General features: G+C 66.7%; 20 protein-coding genes and 3 tRNA genes. 11 read left to right on the top strand and 12 right to left on the bottom strand.

The annotated features are described in order from the left end of the window. Positions 1–26: 26 nt before the first annotated feature. On the bottom strand, positions 27–2039 hold the full coding sequence (locus tag H8S61_RS04085; protein WP_186938024.1) for a cation:proton antiporter: 2013 nt from the start codon (positions 2037–2039) through the stop codon (positions 27–29). A gap of 100 nt (positions 2040–2139) precedes the next feature. Then, a complete protein-coding gene (locus H8S61_RS04080; protein WP_186938023.1) occupies positions 2140–2676 on the bottom strand; it encodes a DUF1836 domain-containing protein in 537 nt (178 codons plus the stop codon). 167 nt (positions 2677–2843) lie between these two features. Between H8S61_RS04080 and H8S61_RS04075 the strand changes: the two genes are divergently transcribed. Further along, positions 2844–3698 carry a DegV family protein gene (locus H8S61_RS04075; protein WP_160943647.1) on the top strand — a complete coding sequence of 285 codons (855 nt, stop codon included), beginning with the start codon at positions 2844–2846 and terminating at the stop codon, positions 3696–3698. A 19-nt stretch (positions 3699–3717) separates the two neighbouring features. Here H8S61_RS04075 and H8S61_RS04070 read toward each other — a convergent pair whose 3' ends face one another. Together H8S61_RS04070 and H8S61_RS04065 are read right to left on the bottom strand one after the other, a co-directional pair. After that, complete coding sequence (locus H8S61_RS04070; protein ID WP_186938022.1) at positions 3718–5157, bottom strand: sensor histidine kinase; 1440 nt, start codon at positions 5155–5157, stop codon at positions 3718–3720. A 3-nt stretch (positions 5158–5160) separates the two neighbouring features. Beyond that, a complete protein-coding gene (locus H8S61_RS04065) occupies positions 5161–5907 on the bottom strand; it encodes a response regulator transcription factor (protein WP_186938021.1) in 747 nt (248 codons plus the stop codon). 183 nt (positions 5908–6090) lie between these two features. Here H8S61_RS04065 and H8S61_RS04060 point away from each other — a divergent pair, with 183 nt between their 5' ends. Both H8S61_RS04060 and H8S61_RS04055 read left to right on the top strand, forming a co-directional pair. Then, positions 6091–6921: an ABC transporter ATP-binding protein gene (locus tag H8S61_RS04060; RefSeq protein ID WP_186938020.1), complete on the top strand. Its 831-nt coding sequence runs from the start codon at positions 6091–6093 to the stop codon at positions 6919–6921. Beyond that, positions 6911–9013 carry an ABC transporter permease gene (locus H8S61_RS04055; protein ID WP_186938019.1) on the top strand — a complete coding sequence of 701 codons (2103 nt, stop codon included), beginning with the start codon at positions 6911–6913 and terminating at the stop codon, positions 9011–9013. Before H8S61_RS04060 ends, H8S61_RS04055 begins: the two co-directional genes overlap by 11 nt. Positions 9014–9069: 56 nt before the next feature. Here the strand turns inward: H8S61_RS04055 and H8S61_RS04050 are convergent, their stop codons facing one another. The 4 genes from H8S61_RS04050 to H8S61_RS04035 form a co-directional block, all read right to left on the bottom strand. Beyond that, positions 9070–10875, bottom strand: a complete 1806-nt coding sequence (locus H8S61_RS04050; protein ID WP_186938018.1) for a hypothetical protein — start codon at positions 10873–10875, stop codon at positions 9070–9072. Further along, positions 10872–11513, bottom strand: a complete 642-nt coding sequence (locus tag H8S61_RS04045; protein WP_186938017.1) for an RNA polymerase sigma factor — start codon at positions 11511–11513, stop codon at positions 10872–10874. The genes H8S61_RS04050 and H8S61_RS04045 overlap by 4 nt, the downstream gene beginning before the upstream one ends. A 201-nt stretch (positions 11514–11714) precedes the next feature. Beyond that, positions 11715–11790, bottom strand: a tRNA-Lys gene (locus H8S61_RS04040). 106 nt (positions 11791–11896) lie between these two features. After that, positions 11897–11973 (bottom strand) — tRNA-His (locus tag H8S61_RS04035). A 221-nt stretch (positions 11974–12194) separates the two neighbouring features. Between H8S61_RS04035 and H8S61_RS04030 the strand changes: the two genes are divergently transcribed. Together H8S61_RS04030 and H8S61_RS04025 are read left to right on the top strand one after the other, a co-directional pair. Then, complete coding sequence (locus tag H8S61_RS04030) at positions 12195–13808, top strand: NYN domain-containing protein (RefSeq protein WP_186938016.1); 1614 nt, start codon at positions 12195–12197, stop codon at positions 13806–13808. A 154-nt stretch (positions 13809–13962) separates the two neighbouring features. Further along, positions 13963–14538, top strand: coding sequence for a DUF4230 domain-containing protein (locus H8S61_RS04025; protein ID WP_154332285.1), 576 nt, complete (start codon positions 13963–13965; stop codon positions 14536–14538). A 101-nt stretch (positions 14539–14639) separates the two neighbouring features. Here the strand turns inward: H8S61_RS04025 and sstT are convergent, their stop codons facing one another. The 4 genes from sstT to H8S61_RS04005 all read right to left on the bottom strand — a co-directional run bounded on the left by sstT (position 14640) and on the right by H8S61_RS04005 (position 17302). Continuing rightward, positions 14640–15896 carry a serine/threonine transporter SstT gene (gene sstT / locus H8S61_RS04020; protein ID WP_160943653.1) on the bottom strand — a complete coding sequence of 419 codons (1257 nt, stop codon included), beginning with the start codon at positions 15894–15896 and terminating at the stop codon, positions 14640–14642. A 91-nt stretch (positions 15897–15987) separates the two neighbouring features. Further along, positions 15988–16072 (bottom strand) — tRNA-Leu (locus tag H8S61_RS04015). Between the two features lie 115 nt (positions 16073–16187). Continuing rightward, positions 16188–16550, bottom strand: coding sequence for a hypothetical protein (locus tag H8S61_RS04010; protein WP_160943654.1), 363 nt, complete (start codon positions 16548–16550; stop codon positions 16188–16190). A 164-nt stretch (positions 16551–16714) separates the two neighbouring features. Then, the gene (locus H8S61_RS04005; protein WP_186938015.1) at positions 16715–17302 is read right to left on the bottom strand and encodes a DUF308 domain-containing protein; all 588 of its coding nucleotides are present in this window, start codon (positions 17300–17302) and stop codon (positions 16715–16717) included. A gap of 281 nt (positions 17303–17583) precedes the next feature. Here H8S61_RS04005 and tig point away from each other — a divergent pair, with 281 nt between their 5' ends. The 6 genes from tig to H8S61_RS03975 all read left to right on the top strand — a co-directional run bounded on the left by tig (position 17584) and on the right by H8S61_RS03975 (position 25752). Then, positions 17584–19071, top strand: a complete 1488-nt coding sequence (tig, locus tag H8S61_RS04000; protein ID WP_244977519.1) for a trigger factor — start codon at positions 17584–17586, stop codon at positions 19069–19071. Positions 19072–19234: 163 nt separating this feature from the next. Then, positions 19235–19858 carry an ATP-dependent Clp protease proteolytic subunit gene (locus tag H8S61_RS03995; protein ID WP_009304212.1) on the top strand — a complete coding sequence of 208 codons (624 nt, stop codon included), beginning with the start codon at positions 19235–19237 and terminating at the stop codon, positions 19856–19858. A 17-nt stretch (positions 19859–19875) separates the two neighbouring features. Beyond that, positions 19876–21291, top strand: coding sequence for an ATP-dependent Clp protease ATP-binding subunit ClpX (gene clpX, locus H8S61_RS03990; RefSeq protein WP_186938014.1), 1416 nt, complete (start codon positions 19876–19878; stop codon positions 21289–21291). Positions 21292–21387: 96 nt separating this feature from the next. Further along, positions 21388–24069 (top strand): valine--tRNA ligase, encoded by a 2682-nt coding sequence (locus tag H8S61_RS03985; RefSeq protein WP_186938013.1) that lies wholly within the window; start codon positions 21388–21390, stop codon positions 24067–24069. 2 nt (positions 24070–24071) lie between these two features. Beyond that, positions 24072–24971 carry a GGDEF domain-containing protein gene (locus H8S61_RS03980; RefSeq protein WP_186938012.1) on the top strand — a complete coding sequence of 300 codons (900 nt, stop codon included), beginning with the start codon at positions 24072–24074 and terminating at the stop codon, positions 24969–24971. Between the two features lie 106 nt (positions 24972–25077). Continuing rightward, positions 25078–25752: a hypothetical protein gene (locus tag H8S61_RS03975; protein ID WP_186938011.1), complete on the top strand. Its 675-nt coding sequence runs from the start codon at positions 25078–25080 to the stop codon at positions 25750–25752. Positions 25753–25998: the final 246 nt, after the last annotated feature.

The raw sequence follows: 25998 nt of genomic DNA, 5'->3' as shown, positions 1-25998 counted from the left end.
GCGGAGCGCGCCAAGGGGGAGCGGGCCTACACGTTGTCTTCCAGGTCCACCTGCATGAGGTAGACGTTCTCGCGGAGGCGCTTGTACGAGGCGCGGCACAGCTCGCCGTCCTCGTAGCGCGCCTGGATCTGCTCCAGCTCGAGGCGCAGCCCGTGGCGCTCGATGTCCACCGCCTTGCTGGCGGTGTTCGCGAGCGCGGTGATGGACGGGTTCGCACTGCGCAGCGCCGTGATGGAGCGCTGGTACTCCAGCAACAGCGTGCTCACGTCCTCGGTGGGCTCGTTCGACTCGGGCGAGGCCAGCTTCTGCTGCAGGCGTTCCACCACGTGCTCGGCGCAGAGCATCTGGAGATCGCGGACGGCCTGCACCCGCTCGGTGACGTTGATGCCGGGCAGCCCGGCGACGATGCGGTGCCAGCCCGAGCGCACGATGGCGCGCAGGCGCAGCATGAAGTTCTGCACCGACCAGCGGCCGCGATGATGCTGCAGCATGTTCTCGATGCGCGCGAGGCGGCTGAGGTACTGGTAGCCGATGATGGGGTAGATCTCCTCGTCGTCGATGAGCTTGAGCACGAGCTCCTGCTCCCATGCCACCGCCTGCAGGCGCAGGGCGGTGTTCGGCTTGTCCTCGATGTCGTTGCGGCTCTTGATGCGCGCGATGCGGTCGTTGTAGGAGCGGATGACCATCTGCGTGGCGGCGCGGTTCTCGGTGGTCTGGCGCGCGGCCAGGTCCTCGATGACGGTGCGCAGGATCTCGATGCTCACCTCGGTCTCGTCGCAGCGCAGGTCCTCGTCGGTCGGGGGCTTCTTCGGCGCCAGCAGCGGCACCACGAACGTGGCCAGCAGCAGCGTGACCACGATGACGCCGCAGGCCATGAATATCATGAGGTCGCGCTGCGGCACCGTGTAGGGGATGGTGAACGCCACGGCCAGCGTGATGGTGCCCTTCGGCCCGCCCAGCGTCATGACGGCGGCCGAGCGCACGTTCTCCAGCCCGAACGAGCCGGTGTCGGGGTCTTTGCGGTTGTGCGCCCACTCCATGAGCAGTATCCACACGAAGCGCACGGCGATGATGAGCAGCGCGAGCCCCAGCACGTAGGCGATCAGCTTGTCGTTGGCGATGGCGGTGCTCTCCCACGTGCCCAAAAACGCGAGCGGCAGCTGCGTGCCCAGCAGCACGAACACCACGCCGTTGAGCGTGAACGACAGCACGCGCCACACGCTCGTCGAGACGATGTTCATGCGCGAGATGGACGGCCCGATGATGCGCGGCGAGATGACGTTCACGAGGCCGGCCGCCACCACGGCCAGGATGCCGCTCGTGTGCAGCGCGTTCGCCACGAGGTACACGATGAATGGCGTGAACACCTCGAACAGCACGTGGAACGTCGTGTTCTCGAGCCCCCAGGAGCGCACCTTGCGCACGAGGAAGTTGCCCAGGTAGCTCATCGCGATGCCCATGAGGATGCCGCCGAAGAAGCTGAACAGGAAGTCGGCCGTGGCGTCCACGAGCGAGAACGTGCCCGTGACGGCGGCGGCGATGGCGAACTGGAACGACACGATGCCCGACGCGTCGTTGATGAGCGATTCGCCCTCGAGGATGCTCTTGGAGCGCGACGAGATGTTGGTCTCCTTCGACAGCGAGGCCACGGCCACGGCGTCGGTGGGGCCGAGCGCCGCGCCCAGGGCGAACGCCGCGAACAGGCCGATGGACGGCACGAGCCAGTTCACGGCGAAGCTCACGACGAGCGCCGTGGCCACCACGAGCCCGATGGCCAGCGACAGCACGGGCCGCCGGTTCCTCCACAGCGACGCCTTGTCGATGTTCTTGGCCTCGTCGTAGAGCAGCGGCGCGATGAACAGCACGAGGAACAGCTTGTCGTCGAGCTCGATCTTGATTTGCGAGGAAGCGAGAAGCGCGATGCCCAGTCCCAGCAGGATTTGGATGAGAGGCGAGGAGATCTTGGGGACCAGCTGGTCGATGACCGACGAGACGAGGACTGCTGCCAGCAAGAGCAGGGCGAGCATGAGCGCTTCCAAGGGCTCCTCCTATCGTGGACGGGATCGACCCTTCTATTGTAACCGAGCGCGTCGTGCTTGCCCGAACCTGCGCATGAAATGAGCGGAAGACGTAACGTCGCTACGCTCGGGACACCGCGATGCTCGCCTTGATGTAGAGCGTGTAGGCGACCGCCGCGGTGGAGGCCAGCACGAGGTCGCGTTCGAAGTCGCCCTCGTTCGCGCCGCTCATCAGGCCGTTCGGGCTGGCCGGATCGGGGGCGAACAGCGCGTGCAGCGCGGCCTCGAACGCGTCGCAGTAGTAGTCGTAGGCCACGTGCGTGTCGAAGCTGGCGATCTGCATGCGGATGAGCCGGTCGATCTCGGCGATGGAGAACGTCTGCTTGAGCGTGCAGATGACGATGAGGTAGGCGATGTGGGAGCGCGTGTACTTCTTGCCCGCGGCCGACGCCAGCACGCCCTGCTTCACGTAGTTGTTCACCATGGAGCGCGTGATGATCTTCTCGTCCGGCTGGTACAGGGGGCCGAGCATCTCCTCGAGGTAGCCGATGAGCTGGTCCATGTACAGATCGATCGAGGGTATCTCGTCGTAGCGCGGCAGATGGAGCGCCACGAGCCGTTCGGCGTACGATGATGCGCTGACGGATGCGTCGTTCATGGAGGGGCCTTTCGTGTGCGGTGCGGGGGAGGCGAACACGAGGATAGCAAGAAGGACGTTTGGAGTCAATCTTCCGAACTTCTTGACATGGTGTGCTTCAACCAATAATCTAGTTATTGAAACTAGATAGCACGGGGGCGATCCCCGACCCGACGAAAGCAGGCCGCATGGACACCAACCGCATCGCCCTCGTCATCGACTCGTGCACGGACGTGCCGCCCGCCGACATCGAGCGCTACGGCATGTACGTCGTGCCGCTCCAGGTGAACTACCGGGACGAGAGCTTCCTCGACAAGGTCACCATCACGCCGCAAGAGGTGTACGACCGGTTCAGCGAGGAGATCCCCACCACGTCGACGCCCACGCCGGCCATCGCGCGCGAGGTGCTGCAGCGCGTCGCGGACGACGGCTACGAGCAGGCCGTCGTGGTCACCATCTCGAGCGGGCTGTCGGCCACCTACGAGCTCATGCGCTCGATCGCCGTGGGCCTGCCCCAGCTCGACTGCCATATCGTGGACACGAAGAACATCGGCATGGGCGCGGGCCTCGTCGCGCTCGCGGTGGCGCGCAGGCTGGCGGCCGGCGCGACGCTCGACGAGCTGCGGCGCGACAGCGACCGCATCGTGGACAGCACCAAGGTGTTCTTCTGCGTGGACACCCTCGAGTACCTCCACGCGGGCGGGCGCATCGGAAACGTGACGTACGCCGTGGGCAGCCTGCTGGACATGCGGCCGGTGATCAGCTGCAACGAGAAGGGCGTCTACTACACGGTGGCGAAGGCGAAGGGTCGCCGCCAGTCGCTCAAGAAGGCCATCCGGTGCGCCGAGGAGGTGGCGGCGCGCTACCCGCGCTGCACGATGGCCGTGGTGAACGGCGACGCCGCCGAGGAGGCGGTCGAGGTGAAGCGCGAGCTGGAGGAAAGCGTGCGCAACGTCGATGCCTGGTACGAGGGGCAGATCAGCCCCGTGCTCGTGGTGCACACCGGCCCCGGCCTCATCGGCATCGGGGTGAGCGGGGCGTAAGCCCCTGCGTCCCGCGCCGTTAGGCTAGCGGCAGCGTGATGGCCACGGTGAAGCCCTTGCCGTCCGCGCCGTCGAGGGCGAGCGAGCCGCCGTGCGCGCGGGCGATGCGGTCGATGAGCACGAGCCCCAGGCCGTGGTCCTCGTTGAACGACCCGGCCGCGCTGCGCGCCGTGCGCGAGCGCGCGAGGCGCGCTTCGAGCGCGGCGAGCTCGGCGGGCGCGAGCCCCGAGCCGTCGTCGCTCACGCTGATCGTGCAGCGCGCGCCGTCGGGCGCCGTCAGCGCCACGCGGATCGCGCAGCCGTGCTCGTTGTGCAGCCGCGCGTTCGCCAGGGCGTTCTCCACCGCGCGCGTCAGCAGCCGCTCGTCGCCGAGCACCACCGCATCGAGCGCGCCCTCCTCGATGTCGAGCTCGATGGGATGCTGCTCGTTCAGGCCGCTGTTCGCGTGCGCGGCCGCCACGGTGCGCAGCAGGCGCCCCACGAGCACGCGCTCGAGATGCAGCGGCTGCATGTCGTAGTCGAGCTGCGAGGCGGTGTTGAGATCGGTGACGAGGTCCTTGATCTTGAGCCCCTGCGCGCGGATGACCCGCGCGCGCTCGCGCGCCTCCTCGTCGGCGCCCGCGTCCTGCGCGAGCGCGTCGGCGTAGCCGAGGATCATCGACAGCGGCGTGCGGATATCGTGCGAGATGCCCCGGATCCAGCTCGCGCGGGCGGCGTCCTTCTGCTCGATGATGGCGCTCGTCTCGGTGATCTGATCCCCGATGTCGCGCAGGTCGCCCTTGAGGTGCAGCTCGGCCGCCCGCCCGTCCGACAGCGCGTCGAGCGCGGCCGCAATGGGGGCCACGGCGTTTTGCGTCCGGCGGCGCGACACCGCGTAGATGGAATAGAGGATGCCCAGGTCGACCGCGAATATCAGCAGCACGTACAGCGGGAAGTTGCGCACGGTGGACGCGGGGTAGGTCAGCGTCATCGTCCAGAACTCGTGCTTCGGAAAGCCGATGACCAGCAGGCCGTCGTCGCGGTCCCAGAAGAACGTCGGATAGTCGGCGATGTCCGCGTAGTGCGCCGCCATCGCCACGTCGTTGACGCTGAACCGGTCGGGCACGTCGTCGGGCTTGCCGCGCGACCACGTCACCGCGCCGTCCGCGCCGACGACGAGCGCCCATGCGTCCTGCTGGTCGAGCGCTTCCGCGCCGTCTTCCCCCAGCGTCCATGTGCCGTCGGCCTCCTGCGCGAGCGCCTGGTCGACGGCCCGCGTCGTGGACGCGGGCGTGCCGTCGTTGAAGTTCGAGTTCGACTCCTGGTAGGCGATGACGGCGTACAGGAAGAAGTCCACGACGACGATGAGCAACGCCAGCGCCACGAACAGCAGCAGCTGCTTGGTGAAGAAGCGCGCGAAGCCCACCGACTGGGCGCCGCGGCGGTCGCGTCCGAAGGATGTGCGGGGAGGGCGGCCCATGCGCTAGCCGCGTTTCACCAGTTTGTAGCCGAGGCCCTTCACCGTGACGAGCGACGCCGGGGCCGACGGGTTGGCCTCGATCTTCTCGCGCAGGCGTCGGATGTGCGCCATGAGCGAGTTCTCGTAGCCGAACGACGTGCCCCAGCACGCCTCGCACAGCGCGTCGATGGTGACGATGCGCCCGGCGTTGCGCGCGAGCACGCTCAGGATCTCGTGCTCCTTGGCAGTGAGCAGCACCGTGCTCCCGTCGGCGCGCTCCACCTCGGCCGTGGCGAAGTTCACGCGGCTCGCGGCCAGCTCGAGCAGCGGGTTCTCGGCGACGTAGCAGCGGCGCAGCACGGCGGCGATGCGCAGCACCAGCTCCTGCGGCAGGAACGGCTTCGCGATGTAGTCGTCGGCGCCCAGCGTGAGCCCCGACACGCGGTCGAAGGGCTCGTCCTTCGCCGTGAGGAACAGCGCGGGCGTGGAGGCGTGCGCGGGCAGCTGGCGGATGCGGCCGAGCAGGTCGAAGCCGTCCATGCCCGGCATCATCACGTCGAGCACGAACAGTTGGTAGGCCGCCTCGGGCGTCGCGCTGCGCGCCGTGATGGACGCGAGCGCCTCGGTGCTGGAGTTCGCGATGTCGACGGAGGCGAACCCCGCGCCGTGCAGGATGGTGGCCACCATGTCGGCCAGCTCGCGCTCGTCGTCCACCAGCAAGATGCGCTTGTCGCGCAGATGCGCCTCCACTATGCCGAATGCGCCGGTCATCTTCGATGCCCCTTTCTCTCTTGCTTGCCAGTATGCCACAGCCGGGCGGTCGCGGGCACCCGGTTGCGCACAACGTAAGGCAGCCGCAAGGTACGGCAAGGTTGGCGCAAGGAACGCTGCAAGGCGCCGTAAGGAGCGGTTCGTATCCTGGGGGAAGGAGCAAGCGAGAAGAAGGAGACGATCATGGAAACGAAGGACGCAAGCGGCTCGACGGTGGTGGAGGTGCGCGCGCTCAGCAAGCGCTACGGCGCCGGGGGGCGCAAGCACGATTCATGCGTGACGCAGGCACTCGACCGCGTGAGCTTCGCGGTGTCCGCCGGCGAGTTCACCGGCATCATGGGCCCCAGCGGCTCGGGCAAGTCGACGCTGCTCAACTGCCTGGCCACCATCGATGTGCCCACGAGCGGCAGCATCCACGTCGGCGGGCGCGACGTGACGAAGCTCGCGGGCAGGGAGCTGGCGCGGTTCCGCCGCGAGGACCTGGGCTTTATCTTCCAGGACTCGAACCTGCTGGACACGCTCACGGCCTACGAGAACATCGCGCTGGCGCTGACCATCCAAAAGGTGCCCGCGCGCGAGATCGACCCGCGCGTGCAGGAGGCGGCGCGCTCGCTCGGCATCGCGGACGTGCTGCAGAAGTACCCCTACCAGCTGTCCGGCGGCCAGCAGCAGCGCGTGGCCGCGGCGCGCGCCACGGTGACCCGCCCGCACCTCGTGCTGGCCGACGAGCCCACCGGCGCGCTCGACTCGAAGTCGGCGGCCGCGCTGCTGGAGTCGCTCGCGTACCTCAACGGGCGGGGGTCCACCATCCTCATGGTCACGCACGACTCGTTCTCGGCCAGCTACTGCAACCGCATCGTGTTCATCAAGGACGGCGGCCTCTACGGCGAGCTGCGCCGCAACGGCGCGGAGCGTTCGGCGTTCTACCGGCGCATCGTCGAGGTGGTCACGAGCATGGGCGGCGCGGTCGAGGACGATGCCGCGGCGGGCGAGGTGACGCGCCATGCTTGCTAGGCTCGCGCTCGGCAACGTGCGCAAGTCCCTCGCGGACTTCGGCATCTACTTCCTCACGGTCATGCTGGGCGTGGCCGTGTTCTACGCGTTCAACTCCATGACGGCCCAGCAGGGCGTGCTCGCGTTCTCGCAGACGCAGGACAAGATGTTCGAGCTGCTGGGCATGGTCATCGACGGCGTGTCGGTGTTCATCGCGTTCGTGCTCGTGTTCCTCGTGGTGTACGCGAACAGCTTCCTCGTCAAGCGGCGCAAGCGGGAGTTCGGGCTGTACCTCACGCTGGGCATGAGCACGGGCGACGTGGTGAAGATCGTGGCGCTCGAGTCGCTCATCGTGGGCGCGGCGTCGCTGGCGGTGGGCCTCGTGGCGGGCGTCGGGCTGTCGCAGCTGCTGCTGCAGCTCACGAGCGCGCTGTTCCAGGCCGACGTGGCCGAGGCGGGCGGGTTCGCGTTCGTGTTCTCGGCCGACGCGATGGCGAAGACCGCCTGGGTGTTCGCGGCCATCTTCCTGGTCGCCGCGCTGCTGAACGCGCGCACGGTGGCGCGGGCGAAGCTCATCGACCTCTTGCGCGCGCAGCGCAAGAACGAGGAGATGAAGCTGACGAGCCTGCCGCTGTCGCTCGCGCTGTTCGCGGCGTCGCTCGTGCTTATCGGCGTATCGTACAAGCTGCTCATCGACAACGGCCTGATGGAGCCCTCGCCGGAATTCGCGGCGGCTGCGCTGCTCGTGTGCCTGGGCACGGTGCTGTTCTTCTACGCGCTGTCGGGCTTCCTGCTGAAGCTCGTGCAGCTCATCCGGCCGCTGTACCTGCGCGGGCTCAACATGTTCACGCTGCGGCAGCTGAACGCCAAGGTGAACACCACGTTCGCGTCGCTGTCGGTGGTGTGCCTCGTGCTGTTCCTGGCCATCACCAGCGTGTGCGGCGGCATCGGCATCCGCAACGCCATCGACGGCTCGCTGGACAAGAGCACCGGCTACAGCGCCAGCGTGTCCACGTCGTTCGGCTCGTACAACGCCGAGGCGGGCTATCAGTCTGCCGAGCTGGGTGAATTCGGGGCCTTCGCCGAGCGGCAGGGCTACGATATGGCTGCGGGGCTGCGCGCGAGCGTGGCGGCCGTGGGCGCGGGCGACTTCGATGCGGCGGCGTCCCGCACGGCGCAGATCGACTTTTTGGTCGATCCGGCCGACGGCCTCGTGATGGACGACGTGGAGCGCGCGAGCGGCCTCAAGCTGTCCGACTACGCGGGCGCGTCCGTCAACAGCGGTTACGGCGCGTACCCCGTGTACCTGGTGAAGCTGTCGCAGGTGAACGCCGCGCTCGAGCTGGCGGGTCGGCCGGCGCTCGAGCTGGGCGCGGGGGAGTGCGCGGTTTTCAGCGACTCCGACATCACGAGCGGGTTCTACCGCGACGCGGTGGATCGCGGCACCGTGCTGTCCGTGGGCGGGCGCGACCTGCGCGTGGCCGAATTCCGGGGCGAGAGCCTGCAGACCACGCCGTTTCCGATGAACACGGGCACGCTCGTGGTGCCCGACGAGGCGGTGCCGGCAGGATCGGCGATCCTCCAGTCCGTCCTCGACGTGCAGTGCGCAAGCGACGAGGACGAGGCCGCGTTCGGCGAGATGATGGACGCCGTGGCGGACACCGACAACCCCGACACCTGGCCGGTCACGCTGTCCATGACGCGCGCCGAGGTGATCGACCAGAGCATCAGCCTGTCCACCATCGTGGCGTACCTGGCCATTTACCTGGGTTTCGTGCTGGTCATCGCATGCGCGGCCATCCTGGCCATCCAACAGCTGTCCGACGCGTCCGACAACGCGCAGCGCTACGGGCTGTGCGCCAAGCTGGGCGCGCCCGAGGGCATGATCAGCGGCGCGCTGTTCACCCAGGTGCTCGTGTACTTCCTGTTCCCGCTGCTGCTGGCCGTGGCGCACTCCGCGTGCGCGCTCGTGGTGGTCACCGACGTCGTGGCCGTGTTCGGGCACCTCGACATCACCTCGATGGCGCTGGTGTGCGCCGGCGCGTTCCTCGCGGTGTACGGCGTGTACTTCGCCGTGACGTACGTCGGCGCCCGGAAGCTCGCGCGCGGGTAAAGGGCATGAAGAAGGGCCCGCAGGTTCGACCTGCGGGCCCCTGCGTGGCGGAGCAGCTAGATCTGCCCGCCGACGGAGAACGCTTGGGTGACGGCGCTCGTGCCGTCGTCGGCGATGTTCACCGGGACGAACAGGAGGCTGTCGTCGTCGGCCAGGCGGTTCGACAGCACGCGCAGGATGGTGATCTGCACGGTGTCGCCGGCCGCGATGCCGACGTGCTGCGGCTCGTCGCACGGCAGCGCGTTGTCGCTGGTGGAGAAGTCGAGGCTGTAGCCCGTGCTCGCCGTGGCCACGACGCCGTCGCCGTTGACGATGGCGAACTCGCCGATCCAGGCGGGCCATACCTCGATGGCCTCGTCGCCCGTGTTCGTCACGTCGAACGTTGCCGTGACGTAGGTGAAGTCGTCGCTCGTGAGGGTGCCGTCGTCGTTGAAGCCGTAGCCCCACACCTCGTTCGAGCACTTGTTCACGTACGCGGTGTCGCCGAACCAGCCGTAGATGACGCCGTTGAAGTCGCCGAGCGTCTTGCCGTCGGGCGGCGCGCTGAGGCGCTCCACGGTCGGGTATCCGTAGGAGAGGGGGACGAAGGATGCTTCCCCGGCGACCTCGCTGCGGTAGGTCGTTTCGATCGTGGTGCCCTCGCCGAGCAACGCATCTTCACCGAGCTTCGTGTCGGTGGGACGGGTCTCGTCTTGGCGGTCGAGCGTGTAGGCCGGCAGCACTTCGTCAGCGCGGTCGTTCGCGTTGTCGAGCGGCAGCGGGAAGGCTTCCTTGTTCGCCTCGATCACGGTGCCGTACAGCGAGCGGAGGGAGTGCTCGCCCTCGCCCAGCTGCGCGGGGTCGACGATCTCGGGGATGAGCTCGGTTTCGGTGCTGCTGGTGTATTCGACGCGGAAGTCGGCGGCGTGCAGCTCGATGACCTGGGTGGAGCTGTGTCCGTCTTCGAACGTCACCGTGACGGTGAGCGTTTGGCCGTCGAACTGGTCGATGACGCCGGCGTAGGGGTCGAACGCGGCGTCTGCGGACGGGTTGCCCTCGTTCGTCCACAGGCCGAAGCTCGTCTCGCCGGTGGCGATGCCGGGGTCGTCCTGCGCTGATACGTCGATGGTGGAGCCCAGCAGCTTGTTCAGCTCGGCGCCCACGATGGCGTCGGGGTTGTCCTTCGCGCCGTCGTTCGCGATCATGAGCGGGTACGCTTCATCGTACGCCCCGTAGTATTCGCCCATGCCGCGGTTCGTCGGCTTCGTGCTGATCAGCTCCTGCCATTTCTCCGGCTCGTCGCCGCGGCGGAACTGCTCGATGGCGGAGCGGTACAGCACGCCCTTCGAGACGTTCATCTGCACCCGGGCGATGCCGTCGCCTTCCACGCGGAACGTGCAGCCGGTGAACGCGCCTTCGACGTCGTACTGGTCGCTGAGGCCGGTCGTCGGCGCGCGCCTCCCGAACACCACGGTGCCGTCGCTGCCGAGTTCCAGCATCGAAGAGCCGTCGGCCGCGTAGGCGCGCACCGAGAACCCGCTGGTCAGCTGTGCATCGTTCATGGAGATGGCCGAGTGGCCGCCCACATCCATCGCGCCCATGACGACGGGCACGCCGCCGGCGACGATGGCGACTGCCACGAGGCAGGCCGCGGCGGGAAGTCCCCAGCGACGCGCGACGGCGATGCCGCCGGCCTGCGCGCCGCGCGATCCGGTGCGCCGATGCGGGCGCTTGGCGGACGCGGGCACGGCCGCTTGCGGGGTGGGGGCGCTGCGATGGGCCTCGCGGTTCGCGGCGGCCAGCGTTCGCTGCTTGAGATCGGACGATGCGGTCACGTCGTGCTGCATCGCCTCGTATGCTTGGCGGAAATCACGTTCGTTCATGAGTGCGCTCCTAGATTGATCTTGAGGGCCTTGCGCGCGCGGTGGAGGTGGGATCGGACGGTGCCGGGGCGCTCGCCGGTGATCTGCGCTATCTCGTCGGTCGCGTAGCCTTCGAAGTAGAACAGGTGCACCACGGTGCGCTGCTGGGGCGTGAGGCGGGCGAGGGCCGCGGTCAGGTCGCCGCGCTCGAGATCGCGGCTGCCGAAGGCGTCGTCGGGCGGCTCCTGCCCCGGCTCGTCGAGCTCCGAGGCGCGCAGCGTGGCCGCCGTGGCATCGTCGAGCTCGGCGCGCCGCTTGTTCCAAGGGCTGCGGTGCGCATCGTTGCAGCAGTTGACCGTCACGCGCAACAGCCACGCCTTCAGATGCTCGTCGTCGACGAACCGGTCCCTCGATTGCAGCAGGCGCATGAACACGGTTTGGAACACGTCCTCGGCGTCGGCGACGCTGCCCATGCGGCTCGTCGCCAAGCGCAGCACGGTGTCGCCCCAACGCTCCATGGCGCCCTCGAGCGCGACGGTGTCGAGGGGGTGCGCGCCATCGCGTTCTCCGTCGATGCGCGGTCTTCGCCCGGTCGCTGCAGCAACCGGGCGATCGCTCAGGGGCACTCCCGCCCCCAGAGCCTCGCAACCTGTATCCATATCCCATCTCCTTTCCGCTACCAACACGGACGAAGGAGCGTTTTGTTGCAGATGCTACCGCCATCATACACAAGGTGCCCACAATTCAGGGGAGAAGGGGGACCGGAGGGCTTCGAGGATCGGGCGGCGATACGCAACGGAGCTCGCAGCTTGAGGGCAACAAAAAAGGCCAGACGCAATGTCTGACCTCTCGAATTCAAATGGTGGACTGTCGGGGACTCGAACCCCGGACCTTGGGATTAAGAGTCCCCTGCTCTACCAACTAAGCTAACAGTCCGAAAATAACGCCTATGTCAAAGTTCTCAAAACTCGAAGTGCGCAAAGCGCTGGATTATTTTAAAGCACGTTTCCAGCAATTGCAAGCACTTTTTTCAAACTCGCGCTGGGGTGGATGATGGGACTTGAACCCACGACCTCCAGAGCCACAATCTGGCGTTCTATCCAACTGAACTACACCCACCAAGGCGCAAGGTGGAAGTATACGGATTATCGGCCTCGAGCGCAAGAGGAATATGAACAAAATGTATCAGGCATTTTGCAATTGCCCGCTCAACGCTCACTTTCAAGTAGTATAGAATCAGTCGAGACGCCGAAAACGTCCCGTCAACCAAGGCGCGGCGCGATGCGGCGCCCGAGGGGCAGGGCATCCGGCTCGCCCGCAATCGGAATGAGGAGCACCACGTGGATACCAAGCAATCGTCTGAAAAGCGGTTCGCACTCTTGATCGATGCCGACAACGTGTCGGCGAAGTATATAAAGCCCATCACCGACGAGCTGTCGAAGTACGGCACCGTCACCTACAAGCGCATCTACGGCGACTGGACGCTCACGCTCCACGCCAAATGGAAGGACGCGCTGCTGGAGAATTCCATCACGCCCATCCAGCAGTTCGGCTACACGCAGGGCAAGAACGCCACCGACTCGGCCATGATCATCGACGCGATGGACATCCTGTACACGCGCTCGGTGGAAGGGTTCTGCATCGTGTCGAGCGACAGCGACTTCACGCGCCTGGCCAGCCGCATCCGCGAGAGCGGCCTCACGGTCATCGGCATGGGCGAGAAGAAGACGCCCACGCCGTTCCGCAAGGCGTGCGACATCTTCACCACGCTCGAGCTGCTGCTGGGCGACACGGGCTCCAAGAGCTCCGGCGGCCGCGGCAAGAGCCGCCACGACCAGCCCGGCTCGTCGAGCAGCCAGAGCGCCGGCACCACCACGATGAGCAAGGACGAGATCGAGCAGGCCGTGGTGAACATCATCACGGACAACCAGAACAACGGCAAGTCGACGGGGCTCGGCGAGGTGGGCAGCCGCCTGCTCAAGCGCTATCCCGACTTCGACGTGCGCAGCTACGGTACGAACCTGCTGTCGAAGCTGCTCGACGAGTTCGCCAGCGTGCAGATCATCAAGGACGGCAGCTCGGTGGCCGTGGTGCTGACCGAGGGCAAGGACGCGAAGGACGCGCCGGTCGAGGTGGAGCAGGCTCCCGAGGGCACGCAGGGCGACGGCTCGGAAGACGCGCCGGGTGCGGAGCCGACGGACGCGCAGGGCGCGGCCGAGGCGAAGCCCGCTGAAAAGAAGCCGGCGCCGCGCCGTCAGCCGCGCCGCCGCAAGGAGCAGGCTTCCGAAGCCGTCGAGCAGGAGCCTGCCGAGGCGGCCGACCCCGCGGTCGAGTCCGTCGAGGGGCAAGCCGTCGTCCCCGTCGAGGCCGAGCCCGTCGAGCGGCCCTCTTTGGACAACCGACCCGGACGAGCGGCCCGCAAGCGCGTCGCGGCGACGCGCGCAAAGGGATCGGGAAGCAAGAAGCCGGCAGCTGGCAACCAGGTTGAGAAGGCCGATCGCGTCGGCGAAGCCGATGCCCAGGCCCTGGCGCCTTCCGAAGAGCAGAAGCCCGCGGCGAAGCCGAAGCGCAAGCCTGCAAGGGCCAAGGCTCCCAAGACCGAACGGCCGGTTGTCGACGCCGAGGCCGCAAAGGAGGCGTCCGTCGACGAGGCGGCCCCGGCTTCCGCTTCCGCGAAGCGTCCTGCGAAGCGCCCGGTCAAGGCGACGTCGAAGGCTCCTGCCTCGAACCCCGCCGCCCCGTCCGATGCCGAGGCGTTTATCCGCCAAACGGTGGCCGATGCCGAGCCTGAAGGAATCGCGCTCTCGGTGCTCGGCAAGCGCGTGCGCGGCAAGTTCCGTTCGTTCAAGCTGCGCGATTTGGGATATGCTCAGTTCAGACCCTATCTCGCCGATCTCGCAGGCATCAAGGTGGAGCAGCGGGACGGTCAATCGTACGCTCGCCTCGATCGATAGGTTGCCGGTTTCGAGCCGTCGCCGCCCATGCCGGCGGCGGCTCGCGTCTCGTGACGATCGGGCAACAACCGATCATTGAAGCTGCGCGTCGACGTTTTCGCGGCTCGGCCTCATGGTATCCTTGCAGGGTGAAAGCTGACAGGGTAGGAGAGGCATGAAGAAAATCCTCATGGTTGTCGTCGCCGTCGCGCTCGTCGCGGCCGGCGTGTTCGGAACGCTCGCCGTGCAGCGCACGCTCGAGCCGAGCGTGTCGCTGTCGTCCACGTCCATCCAGGAGCAGCTGTCCGACTGCAGCGAGCTGGCCACGGCCAAGCTCGATTACCGCGGCCTCGTGCGCTACGAGAACGGCGACATCGACTTCATCACGAAGAAGGCGTTCACCATGGTCTACGATGCCGAGGTGCGCGCGGGCGTCGATCTGGCGCAAGCGAGCGTCGAGGTGAGCGGCAACGCCATCACGGTGAGCCTGCCGGCGCCCAAGCTGCTGGGCATCGAGATCGACCCGAACTCCATCGAGTTCTACGATTCTTCGTTCGCGCTGTTCAACTGGGAGAACAAGCAGGATACGGCCGAGGCGCTCAAGGTGGCCCAGCAGGATGCCGAGGGCAAGGTGAACCAGGCCAACATGCTGGAGCAGGCCAAGACCCAGGCCCACACGCTGGTGGAGAACCTCCTCAAGCCCTTCACCGTGGGCGACAACGCCTACACGGTGGCGGTGGTGGACCAGTAGGCCGCCCCGCTTCGCGGCGGCGCCCGGATACCCGGAGCCTCGCCGCGCCGAAGAAGAACGAAGCGGCCCCCCGGGGGCCGCTTCGTTTGCAAGGGGTGTGTTTACGCCAGCTCGTCTTCGCTGAACGCGTCCTTGCCGAACGTGATCTCCTTGCCGGCCTTGCGCCACTGGCGGTACTCGGACGTGGCGGTGAACAGCACGTCGGACGACGAGTTGAGCGCCGTCTCGCACGAGTCCTGGATCACGCCGATGATGAAGCCGATGGCCACCACCTGCATGGCCACGTCGTTGCCGATGCCGAACAGCGAGCACGCCAGCGGGATGAGCAGCAGCGACCCGCCCGCCACGCCCGACGCGCCGCAGGCGGACACGGCGGACAGCGCGCTCAGGATGACGGCGGTGGGCAGGTCGATACCTACGCCCATCGTGTGCGCGGCCGCCATGGCCATGACCGAGATGGTCACCGCGGCGCCCGCCATGTTGATGGTGGCGCCCAGCGGGATGGACACCGAGTAGTTGTCCTTGTCGAGGCCCAGCTTGCGGCACAGCTCCATGTTGACCGGGATGTTCGCCGCCGAGCTGCGCGTGAAGAACGCCGTGATGCCGCTGTCCTTCAGGCAGCGCAGCACGAGCGGGTAGGGGTTCTTGCGGATGCCCCAGAACACGAGCAGCGGGTTCGTGACGAACGCGATGAACAGCATGCAGCCCACGAGGACGAGCAGCAGCTGGCCGTACTCGGTGAATATCTCCAGGCCGTTCTCGCTCACCGTGGAGTACACGAGGCCCAGGATGCCGAACGGCGCCAGCGCGATCACCCAGCGCACCACCTGCGACACGGCGTCGGACACGCTGGTGAACACGTCCTTCGTGCCCTGCGACGCGGCGCGCAGCGCGATGCCCAGCACCACGGCCCAGGCGAGGATGCCGATGTAGTTCGCGTTCATGAGCGCGTCCACCGGGTTCGACACCACGTTCATCACGAGCGTGCCCAGCACCTCGCCGATGCCCGACGGCGAGCTCTGATCGGTCGCCGGCGCGGACAGCGTGAGCTCGATGGGGAACAGGAAGCTGGCCACCACGGCCACGAGCGCCGCGACGAACGTGCTGACCACGTAGAGGAGCACGACGGTCCTCATGGAGCCGGCGGCCTTCGCGTTGGCCAGCGCGCTGATGACCAGGAAGAACACGAGGATGGGGGCGACGCCTTTCAGCGCCGACACGAACAGCGTGCCCAAAAGCTCGATGATCTCGATGTTCGGCGCCGCCACGCCCAACACGCCGCCGATCACCAGCCCGATGACGATGCGCTTCACCAGGCTGACGGAGTTCCACGCCTGCGCGACCTTCTTGATTCCCATGATGCGGTTCCCGTTCCTTTCTCGACGTCGGCCGTGCGGCGGCCGTTGAAACCAGCTGGGGGGAGGATGCCGATGGCACCCTCCCCCCAGCTGGTGCGGGCGAAAGGACTTGAACCTTCACGAGTTTCCCCACCAGAACCTAAATCTGGCGCGTCTGCCAATTCCGCCACGCCCGCACGTGTGAGCGCACGCTTGGAAGCGTGCAGCGATCATGATACCAAAAAAGGCGGGAAAGCCAACCGCAATCGTCGGCTTGCGCGAAAATGGGCGCGACGAGGACGCGTTGCGGCGCTACGCGAAGAAGTGTCCCAGCAGGAAGCCGATGAGCATGCTGATGACGGCGAACAGGGCGGCGGTGCCCACGAGGCGCACCTCGCGCCGCTCGCGGCGCTTGCGCTCGTCCTCCTCCTGCTGCAGCATGGGGAAGTAGGAGTAGCCGTCCGAGGTGATGGTGACCACGGTGCCGCGCCGATCGTCGATCTTCTGCATGAGCGCGCCTCGCTCGACGAGCTCGCGCTGCAGATCGTCGTCGGGCCGGTAGGGGAAGGCGCACCGGTACACGAGGTCGCCGTCGACCGTGCATGTGGCGCGCTCGTAGTCGAGCAGACGCCCCAGTTCGCGTTCCTGCATGATGTTGAGATCGATGGTGGGCATGAAAGCCTCCGCTGCTGCGTTTCGTGTACGTTTTCGGTTCGCTCCCATGATACCGTGACCGGCCATTCCGCGGGAGGGGGAAATCGATTTGTAACCTTATTCCATGAGGTGGACGGCGGCTGCGCAGGCGCGCGCCGAACCCCGCCCGCGCACGAGGCGCGGCCCTACGCCTCCGTCTCGATGGTGAGCTTGCCGGAGTCGCCCGACTCGATGCGGAAGGGGTAGGCGATCAGCTCGAGGCCCAGCAGCAGCACGTGGTGCTCGATGTTGGCGAACGGGCTGACGATGAGCAGCACGGCCAGCACCATCTCGAACACGGTGAACGCGAGCTTCAGCACGAAGCGGCGGCGGGCCCTGAGCGCGTGCACCACCTCGTCGATCTCGTCGGCGGCCTTGTACAGGCCGAGCAGGCCCCACATCACGCCGACGAAGCTGATGGACGCGTGCCCCTGCACGAGGATCACGATGCCGAGCACGCTCATCACGATGGCCTTGCCGAGGATCGCGTGCTCGGCAGCGCGCTCGTCTCCGTCCCCTTCGTCCCTCTTCGCGCCGGCCGCCGCGTGCACGATGCCGCCGATGCCGGAAACCGCCATGATCCCGCCCAGAACGAACGGCAGCGCCATCGTGGACGCCTCGGGAAGCAGCAGGCAGCACAGCCCCAGCAACGGCAGGAACAGCAGCGAGATCACCGATACCTGCTCGCTGCGGCTGCGGGTCTTGATGGCTTTGAGGGTGCGGTCCTGCGGCATGGGGGCTCCTTGGGGGCGGGGACGAAACAGGCCTATACTAGCACGACGGGCGGACCGGGCGAACGGCGCGCGCGGCGCGAACGGCGCGCAACCCGCCCCGTTTCGTCGGTTCTTCGTGAACCTGCCTCATCTTTACTTCCCGGGCGGCCTCATATGTGCGATAATTCCGTCTCGGTGTGCTTGGCGCAGTGCAGGTCATCGCGCATCGCCGCATGAAGGCAGCCAAGGCAATCGCACCGAACGATGCCGCAAGGCGACATAGAATGATGGAGGATAGCTACGTGGAAACAAAAGTTGAGGCATTGGAAGATAACCGCACGAAAGTGACCGTTACCGTCGATGCTGCGGACATCGATGCCCGCATCAAGAAGACCTACAAGGACTTCGCCAACAAGTACAACTTCCCCGGGTTTCGCAAGGGCAAGGCCCCGCGCCCGATCATCGACAACGCCCTTGGTGCCGAAGCCGTCCGCGCGACGGTGACCGACGATGTCGTCAACGGAACCTATCCTCTCGCCATCGACGATTGCGACCTGTACCCCATCGCCAAGCCCGAGTTCGACGAGACCGACCTCGTCGAGGCTGGCAAGCCGTACACGTTCGCGTTCACCGTCGCGGTGAAGCCGGAGATCGAGATCTCCAGCTACGAGCCGGTTGAGATCGAGCTGCCTGCCGAGGGCGCGAGCGACGCCGAGGTCGACGAGCAGATCGACGCCCTGCGCGAGCACTACTACTCGTTCGAGGACGCGTCGGCCGCCACGAAGGTGAAGGACGACAGCTACATCGACCTGTCCATGAAGGCTACCGACGACAAGGGCGAGGAGATCCCGTCCCTGACGACGGAGAACCGTCCCTACGGCCTGGGCGCCAACCTGTTCCCGGCCGAGTTCGACGAGCAGCTCGTGGGCCTGAAGAAGGGCCAGACCGCCACGTTCACGCTCGACATGCCGGCCGACCCGCCGATCATGCTGTCGGCGCTGGCGGGCAAGACCGAGAAGATCAACTTCGAGGTCGAGGTCAAGGTCGTCAAGAAGAAGATCGTCCCCGAGGTCACCGACGAGTGGGCCAAGGAGCAGATGGGCTTCGAGAGCGTGGAGGACCTGCGCACCCGCATCGCCGAGTCCATCGCCAGCCAGAAGGCCGACATGATGCCGCGCCTCAAGGAGAACGCCTGCCTGTACGCGCTCGCCGAGCGCGTCGAGGCCGAGGTCCCCGAGGCCCTGCGCGAGGATGCGGAAGCCAGCCTGATCCAGGACTTCTTCCAGCAGCTCCAGAGCCAGGGCATGACGTTCGACGTGTACCTCGCCCAGCAGGGCATCACGCCTGACCAGTTCAAGGAAGACGTCAAGCAGCAGGCGCTCGACATGTCCAAGCAGGACCTCGCGCTCGACGCGTGGGCCCGCCACTTCGGCATGGAGGCCACCGGCAAGGACGTCACCGAGGAGTTCGTGAAGAGCGGCGTGGAGGACCCCGAGGCCCTGCAGGCCGAATGGCGCGCGAACGGCCAGCTGCACATGGTGCGCCAGGGCGTGCTGCGCACGAAGGCCGTGAAGGACCTCATGGACAAGGCCGTCGTGACCGAGCTCGACCCCTCGAAGAAGAAGGACGAGGAGAAGAAGCCGGCCAAGAAGGCTGCCGCCAAGAAGACCGCCAAGAAGGACGACGCCGAGGGCGACGAGCCCGCGAAGAAGCCGGCCAAGAAGGCCGCTCCGAAGAAGGCTGCGAAGAAGGACGAGGGTGCCGAGGCCAAGGCCGACGACGCCGAATAGCACCGCGAACTGCTCGGGCCGTCCGGCTGCGCACCTGCGCGGTTGGACGGCCCGAGGTAACGAAACGGTACCCGGGCCTTGCACAGCGCAGCGATACATCGCACTATGGCATGAACGCAAGCAGAGCCGCCCAGCGGCCTCAAGAGACAAGCGAGGCATACCTATGAGTTTTGATCCCAAATCAGCATTGATCCCCTACGTTATCGAGCAGTCCCCCCGCGGCGAGCGCAGCTACGACATCTACTCCCGCCTGCTCAACGATCGCGTCATCTTCCTGGGCGAGCAGATCGACGACAACGTGGCCAACTCCGTCGTGGCGCAGCTGCTCCACCTCGAGAGCGCCGATCCCGACAAGGACATCTCCCTGTACATCAACTCGCCGGGTGGCTCGGTGACCGCCGGTCTCGCCATCCTCGACACGATGGACTTCATCAAGTGCGACGTGTCCACCATCTGCCTGGGCGAGTGCGCGTCCATGGCCGCCGTGCTGCTTTCCAACGGCGCCAAGGGCAAGCGCCTGTGCCTGCCGAACTCCATGGTGCTCATCCACCAGCCGTCCGGCGGCGCGCAGGGCCAGCAGACCGAGATCGCCATCGTGGCCGACTTCATGCTGAAGACCCGCAACCGCCTGAACAAGATCCTCGCGGACAACACGGGCCAGACGCTCGAGACCATCCAGAACGACACCGAGCGCGACAACTACATGACCGCCGAAGAGGCCGTTGCCTACGGCCTGGTCGACCGCATCACCACCTCGCGCGCGGTTGCGCCGAGCACCGACGAGTAGAAGAGCGAACAGGATACATGAACGACAGACGCGACGACGAATTCGAAGGCCGGAACTCCGACATCGCCTGCGCCTTCTGCGGCAAGCAGCCGCATCAGGTGGCGGCGATGATCTCGGGGCCGAACGGCATCTACATCTGCGACGAGTGCATCTCCGTGTGCGCCGACGCGATGATGCGCGACCTGGGGCTGAGCGTTCCCGGCCACGACGCGGACGCGTCGGCCGAGGGCTTCTCCCATGCTGAAGAGGGCCGCCACGCGCGGGTGGGCGACGGCGCCGTGATGGCGTCGGTCGCCGATCCGGCGCCGGAGGACGTGCTGGCCGACCTGCCCACGCCCCACGAGCTGTACGCGGACCTCTCCGAGCACGTGGTGGGCCAGGAACAGGCGAAGCGCGCGCTGTCGGTGGCGGTGTACAACCACTACAAGCGCATCAGCCTGGGCGCGGACGCCGAGGACGGCGACGTGGAGCTGGCGAAGAGCAACATCATGCTGCTGGGCCCCACGGGTTCGGGCAAGACGCTGCTGGCCCAGACGCTGGCCCGCACGCTGCGCGTGCCGTTCGCCATCGCGGACGCCACGACCCTCACCGAGGCCGGCTACGTGGGCGAGGATGTGGAGAACATCCTGCTCAAGCTCATGACGGCGGCGGATTTCGACATCCCGCGCGCCGAGATCGGCATCATCTACATCGACGAGATCGACAAGGTGGCCCGCAAGGCCGAGAACCTGTCCATCACCCGCGACGTGTCGGGCGAGGGCGTGCAGCAGGCGCTGTTGAAGATCGTCGAGGGCACGGAGGCCAGCGTGCCGCCGCAGGGCGGCCGCAAGCATCCGCAGCAGGAGCTCATCCACATCGACACCACGAACATCCTGTTCATCCTGGGCGGCGCGTTCGTGGGCCTGGCCGACATCATCGCCGAGCGCGTGGGCAAGAGCGGCCTGGGCTTCAACGCCGAGATGCCCGAGAGCAAGAAGCACGCCGAGGCCGAGCTTCTGGCCCAGGTGCTGCCGGAGGACCTCAACAAGTACGGCATGATCCCCGAGTTCGTGGGCCGCATCCCCGTGGTGACGTCCCTCAACGAGCTGTCGGAGGACGACCTCGTGCGCATCCTCACCGAGCCGAAGAACGCGCTGGTGAAGCAGTACACGAAGATGTTCGAGTTCGAGGACTCCGCGCTCACGTTCGAGCCCGAGGCCCTGCGCGCCATCGCGCACGAGGCCGTCGAGCACGGCACGGGCGCCCGCGGCCTGCGTTCCATCTGCGAACGCGTGCTGCAAGACGTGATGTACGACCTGCCCGAGCAGAACGGCCCGTCGTCGGTGACCATCCGCGCGACGGACATCACGGGGGAGACGAAGCCCGACATCGAGTCGGCGGACGAGATCGAGGCCCTTCCGGCGGGCGACGAGGCGAGCCTGCAAAGCGCGTAGCGCGGGCGCAGGATACGGTAAACGAGCGGGCGGATCGCGGACGAGCGGCGCGCCCGCTTTTCGGTTTGAGAGACTTTGAGGACGAAAGAGCAGATCATGGCCGATAACACGAACGACAAGAGCGGCAAGAAGATCGATTACGACTTCGCCGCCCACGAGCGCCCGCTTTTCGACGCGTGGATGGACGCGGGCTACTTCCAGCGCACGCCCGAGCTGGGCGCGGGCACGGGGCAGCCCTACACCATCGTCATCCCGCCGCCGAACATCACGGGCGTGCTGCACATGGGCCACGCCCTCAACGACACCATCCAGGACACGTGCATCCGCCGCGCCCGCATGCAGGGCCGTCCCACGCGCTGGATCCTCGGCACCGACCACGCCGGCATCTCCACGCAGACCAAGGTGGACAAGAAGTTGGCCGACCAGGGCATCAGCCGTTTGGAAATCGGCCGCGAGGCGTTCATCGAGGCGTGCTACGACTGGTACAAGGAGTACGGCACCACCATCGTGAACCAGATCAAGGGCATGGGCTGCTCGTGCGACTACGCCGACGAGCACTTCACGCTGGAGCCGGCCTACGTGAAGGCCGTGCGCAAGCTGTTCGTGGACTGGTACCACGACGACCTCATCTACAAGGGCAAGCGCATCGTGAACTGGTGCCCCCACTGCACGACGTCCATCTCCGACGACGAGGCCGAGTACGTGGACGAGGCGGGGCACCTGTGGTACCTGCGCTACCCGCTGACCGAGCCCGAGGACGGCCTGGAGTACCTCGTGGTGGCCACGACGCGCCCCGAGACGATGCTCGGCGACACGGGCGTGGCGGTGAACCCGAAGGACGAGCGCTTCAAGCACCTCGTGGGCAAGACGGTGAAGCTGCCGCTCGTCGACCGCGAGATCCCCATCTTCGCCGACTGGCACGTGGACAGGGAGTTCGGCACCGGCTGCGTGAAGACCACGCCCGCGCACGACCCGAACGACTGGGCGATGGGCGAGCGCAACGGCCTCGAGCGCATCAACATCTTCGACGAGCGGGCGCACGTGGTGGACGGCTTCGGCGCGTTCAGCGGCATGGACCGCGACGAGGCCCGCGAAGCCGTCGTGGCCGCGTTCGACGAGCTGGGCTTGCTGGAGAAGGTGGAGGACCACGACCACTCCGTCATGACGTGCTACCGCTGCCACACGAAGCTCGAGCCCTGGGAGTCCGAGCAGTGGTTCGTGGCCGTGGACGGCCTCAAGCAGGACGCGGCGCGCGTGGTGGAGGACGGCTCCATCCAGTTCCACCCCGAGCGCTGGAAGCAGGTGTACCTCGACTGGCTGGACAACCTCAAGGACTGGTGCATCTCGCGCCAGCTGTGGTGGGGCCACCGCATCCCCATGTTCTACTGCGACGAGTGCGGCTGGGAAGACGCGTCGGTGGAGGACGTCGAGGTGTGCCCCGTGTGCGGCAAGCCCGCACGCCAGGACGAGGACGTGCTCGACACGTGGTTCTCGTCGCAGCTGTGGCCGTTCGCCACGATGGGCTGGACCGAGGAGGGCATGGACGCGCCGCAGATGAAGCAGGCGTATCCCACGCAGGTGCTGTCCACGGCGCGCGACATCATGGGCCTGTGGGTGGCGCGCATGGTGATGGCGTCCATGTACTGCACCGATCGCATCCCGTTCGAGCACGTCATCATCCACCCGACGGTGATGGCCGCCGACGGCAAGCCCATGTCCAAGAGCCGCGGCAACGGCGTGGACCCGCTGCGCCTCATGGAGGACTACGGTGCCGACGGCATGCGCTTCGGCCTGCTCATGCAGGTGACGGGCGCGCAGGACCTCAAGTTCAACGAGGCGAAGCTGGAAAGCTCGCGCAACTTCGCGAACAAGATCCGCAACGCCGCGCGCTTCGTGACGATGAACCTCGACGACTACGAGCCGGGCGCGCCCGAGCCCGTGACGCCCGCCGACCGCTGGATCTTCTCGCGCTTGGCGGGGCTCGTCGCCCGCGTGGACGAGGCGTTCGCGAACTTCGAGTTCGGCGAGATCACGCGCGAGCTGTACTCGTTCGTGTGGAACGAGTTCTGCGACTGGTACATCGAGTTCTCGAAGGCCCGCCTGAACGGCTCGCCGGAGGATCGCCGGTCCTGCCAGCGCAACCTCGTGTTCGTGCTCGACCAGGCGCTGCGCCTGCTGCATCCCATCATGCCGTTCGTGACGGAGGATATCTACCAGCAGCTGCCCATCGACCGCACGGACGCGCCGTACCTCATCGTGGCCGCGTGGCCCGACGCCGAGGCGCTGGCGCGCTACGCCGACGCGGACGCCGAGCGCGCCATCGACATGGTGTGCGAGACGGTGTCGGCCATCCGCTCGACGCGCGCCCGCTACGGCATCTCGCCGAAGACCGAGCTCAACGTGGTCGTGAAGGCGGGGGAGGCCGACGCGGCGCTGCTCGAGGCGCAGCGCGGGCTGATCGAGGGCATGGGCGCCACGGCGTCGCTCGCGATCGCCGCTGACGCCGAGAAGCCGGCCGAGTCCAGCGTGTCGTTGGCGCCGGGCCTCGAGGTGTACATCGTGCTGTCGGGCCTCGTGGACTTCGACGCCGAGCGCGCCCGCTTGGAGAAGGAGCGTGCGAAGCTGGCCGCCGACGCCGGCAAGCTGGAGAAGAAGCTGGGGAATCCGGGCTTCTTGGCGAAGGCCGCGCCCGAGATCGTGGAGAAGGATCGTGCCAAGCATGCCGAAATGGCCGATAAGCTGGCTCGCGTGGAGGCGCAGTTAGCGGAATTGGGGTAGCCATGTTCCCGTACGCGAGCATCCATCCCGCTGTTGCGAATGCCGCATTCGACCAGCTGAAGTACGACTTCTACCGCCTGGTCGATCCGAGCGACCACCGGGTGTTCGCGTACGGTTGCGATACGGCGGAGCTTCGCGCGTCCGACGAGCTCTGCTATCGCGTCTGGAAGCAGGGCGCGCCGTGCCTCAACTGCACGTCGCGCTCCTGCTTGGCGCTGCAGGCGCCCATGTTCAAGATCGAGTACCTCGACGGGCGCGTGCTGCTCGTCACGAGCCTGCCGTCCGAGGTGGAAGGACGCGTTTTCGCCCTCGAGCTGATCAAGGACGTGACCGACAGCCTGCTCGTGGCCGATATCGAGGTGCACGACAACATCGAGATCACGCACATGGTGACGAAGTTCAACGATCTCGCCGTGCGCGACGGGTTCACGAAGCTGTTCAACAAGACCTACATCAACAACGAGCTCGAAGGGCTCATCCAGGCCGCGAAGGACGATCCTGCCGCCGAGGCCGCCGCGGTCGTGGTGCTCGACATCGACGACTTCAAGCTGATCAACGACACGTACGGTCACGTGGCCGGCGACGACACGCTGCAGTACTTCGCCAACCGCCTGCGCAACCTCGCGCGCGAGTTCGACGCGTGGGTCGGCCGCTTCGGCGGCGACGAGTTCGTGCTGTGCGCGCCGCAAGGGCTTGCCGACGAGGATCTCGAGCGCCTGTTCACTGAGGTCGACGTCATCGAGCAGCACGTGTTCGAGACCGAGGCGGGCTCCTTCTCGCTCACGGCAAGCTGCGGCGCCTGCTTCGTGCGCCCCGACGACACCGCCCGCACGCTGCTCGACCGGGCCGACGAGGCCATGTACCGCGCCAAGCCCCTCGGCCGCAGGCTGGCCGTGCGCTAGGGAGCGGCGCCTTCCCGCGGATTCTCTCCTCGTGCGGCCGCGCTGCGCAGGGTACGGGTGATACGATGATCCCGTAGGTGCGATATGGCGCGAGAGAGGATGTCCCATGACAAAGATCGGCAAGTTGATCGACGACCTCACCGGCAAGACCGAGGAGGAGATCCGCCTGAAGGAGCAGTATTGTTTCCTTCGGAGGATGGCCAGCGCGAAGTCGGAGACGCTCGAGAACCAACTCAAGCTCATGCTGGGCGACAAGGAGGCGGTGGGCGAGCTTGCGATCGTGGGCGACAAGGCGTTCGACTACCGTAGCGGGCAGCACGTCAACATCTCGCCGCACTGCGACGATGCCATCGCCGGGGCGATCGACGAGTATTTCGAGGGAAGCGAAGGCGTCAAAGCGGGCTTTCGGGTTCTCGTCAAGCAAGGCCTTTCCAGGTTGATCGAGAACACGTCCATCGGCGAGATCGAGGATACGCTGGTATTCGTGTACCCCGAGAACTGCGCCATCGTGCGCGTGGACGTGATGGCCTACCAGTACACGTTCTCGTCCAAGGGAATCCTCGCGAACGACGTCGAGAACGTGTTCGTCTACACCATGGCGAAGTCCATCGTCGACCACGAGAAGGTGAGTATCGACTACCTCTTGTACACCGTGGTGGAGATGCTGCGCGGCGATTCCGATGAGGAACCAAGCCTCGACCAGGTGATGCCGTTCATCGAGGAGCTGCGGACGTGCTGGAAGCAGCTCGACGAGGGCATGGCGACCGGGGCGCCGTCGTAAGGACGGGCCGTATTCCGACAACGGGGGACTGCGGAGCGGTTTCGGCCTCGTGTTTCGCCGAACAGAGCGCGCCGGGCGCTGGGCCGGGTTCTTCGGAGCGCTTCAACCGGGACACCTGGGTATCGCGCGCGACCAACGTCGACGGGCTTGACGGCCCGTTCGTAGAGCCGAACCGCGTCATCGCCGTAGTTGGCTGGGCCGGCAGCGACGGGGGACAGGCTTCCGGTCGGCATCGCCATGAGCGCG

The sequence above is a fragment of the Eggerthella hominis genome, assembly GCF_014287365.1.
In the GTDB taxonomy this organism is placed as follows: Bacteria; Actinomycetota; Coriobacteriia; order Coriobacteriales; family Eggerthellaceae; genus Eggerthella; species Eggerthella guodeyinii.
The sequence above is the reverse complement of the archived record's forward strand: the minus strand, read 5'-3'. Positions and strand labels throughout refer to the sequence as shown.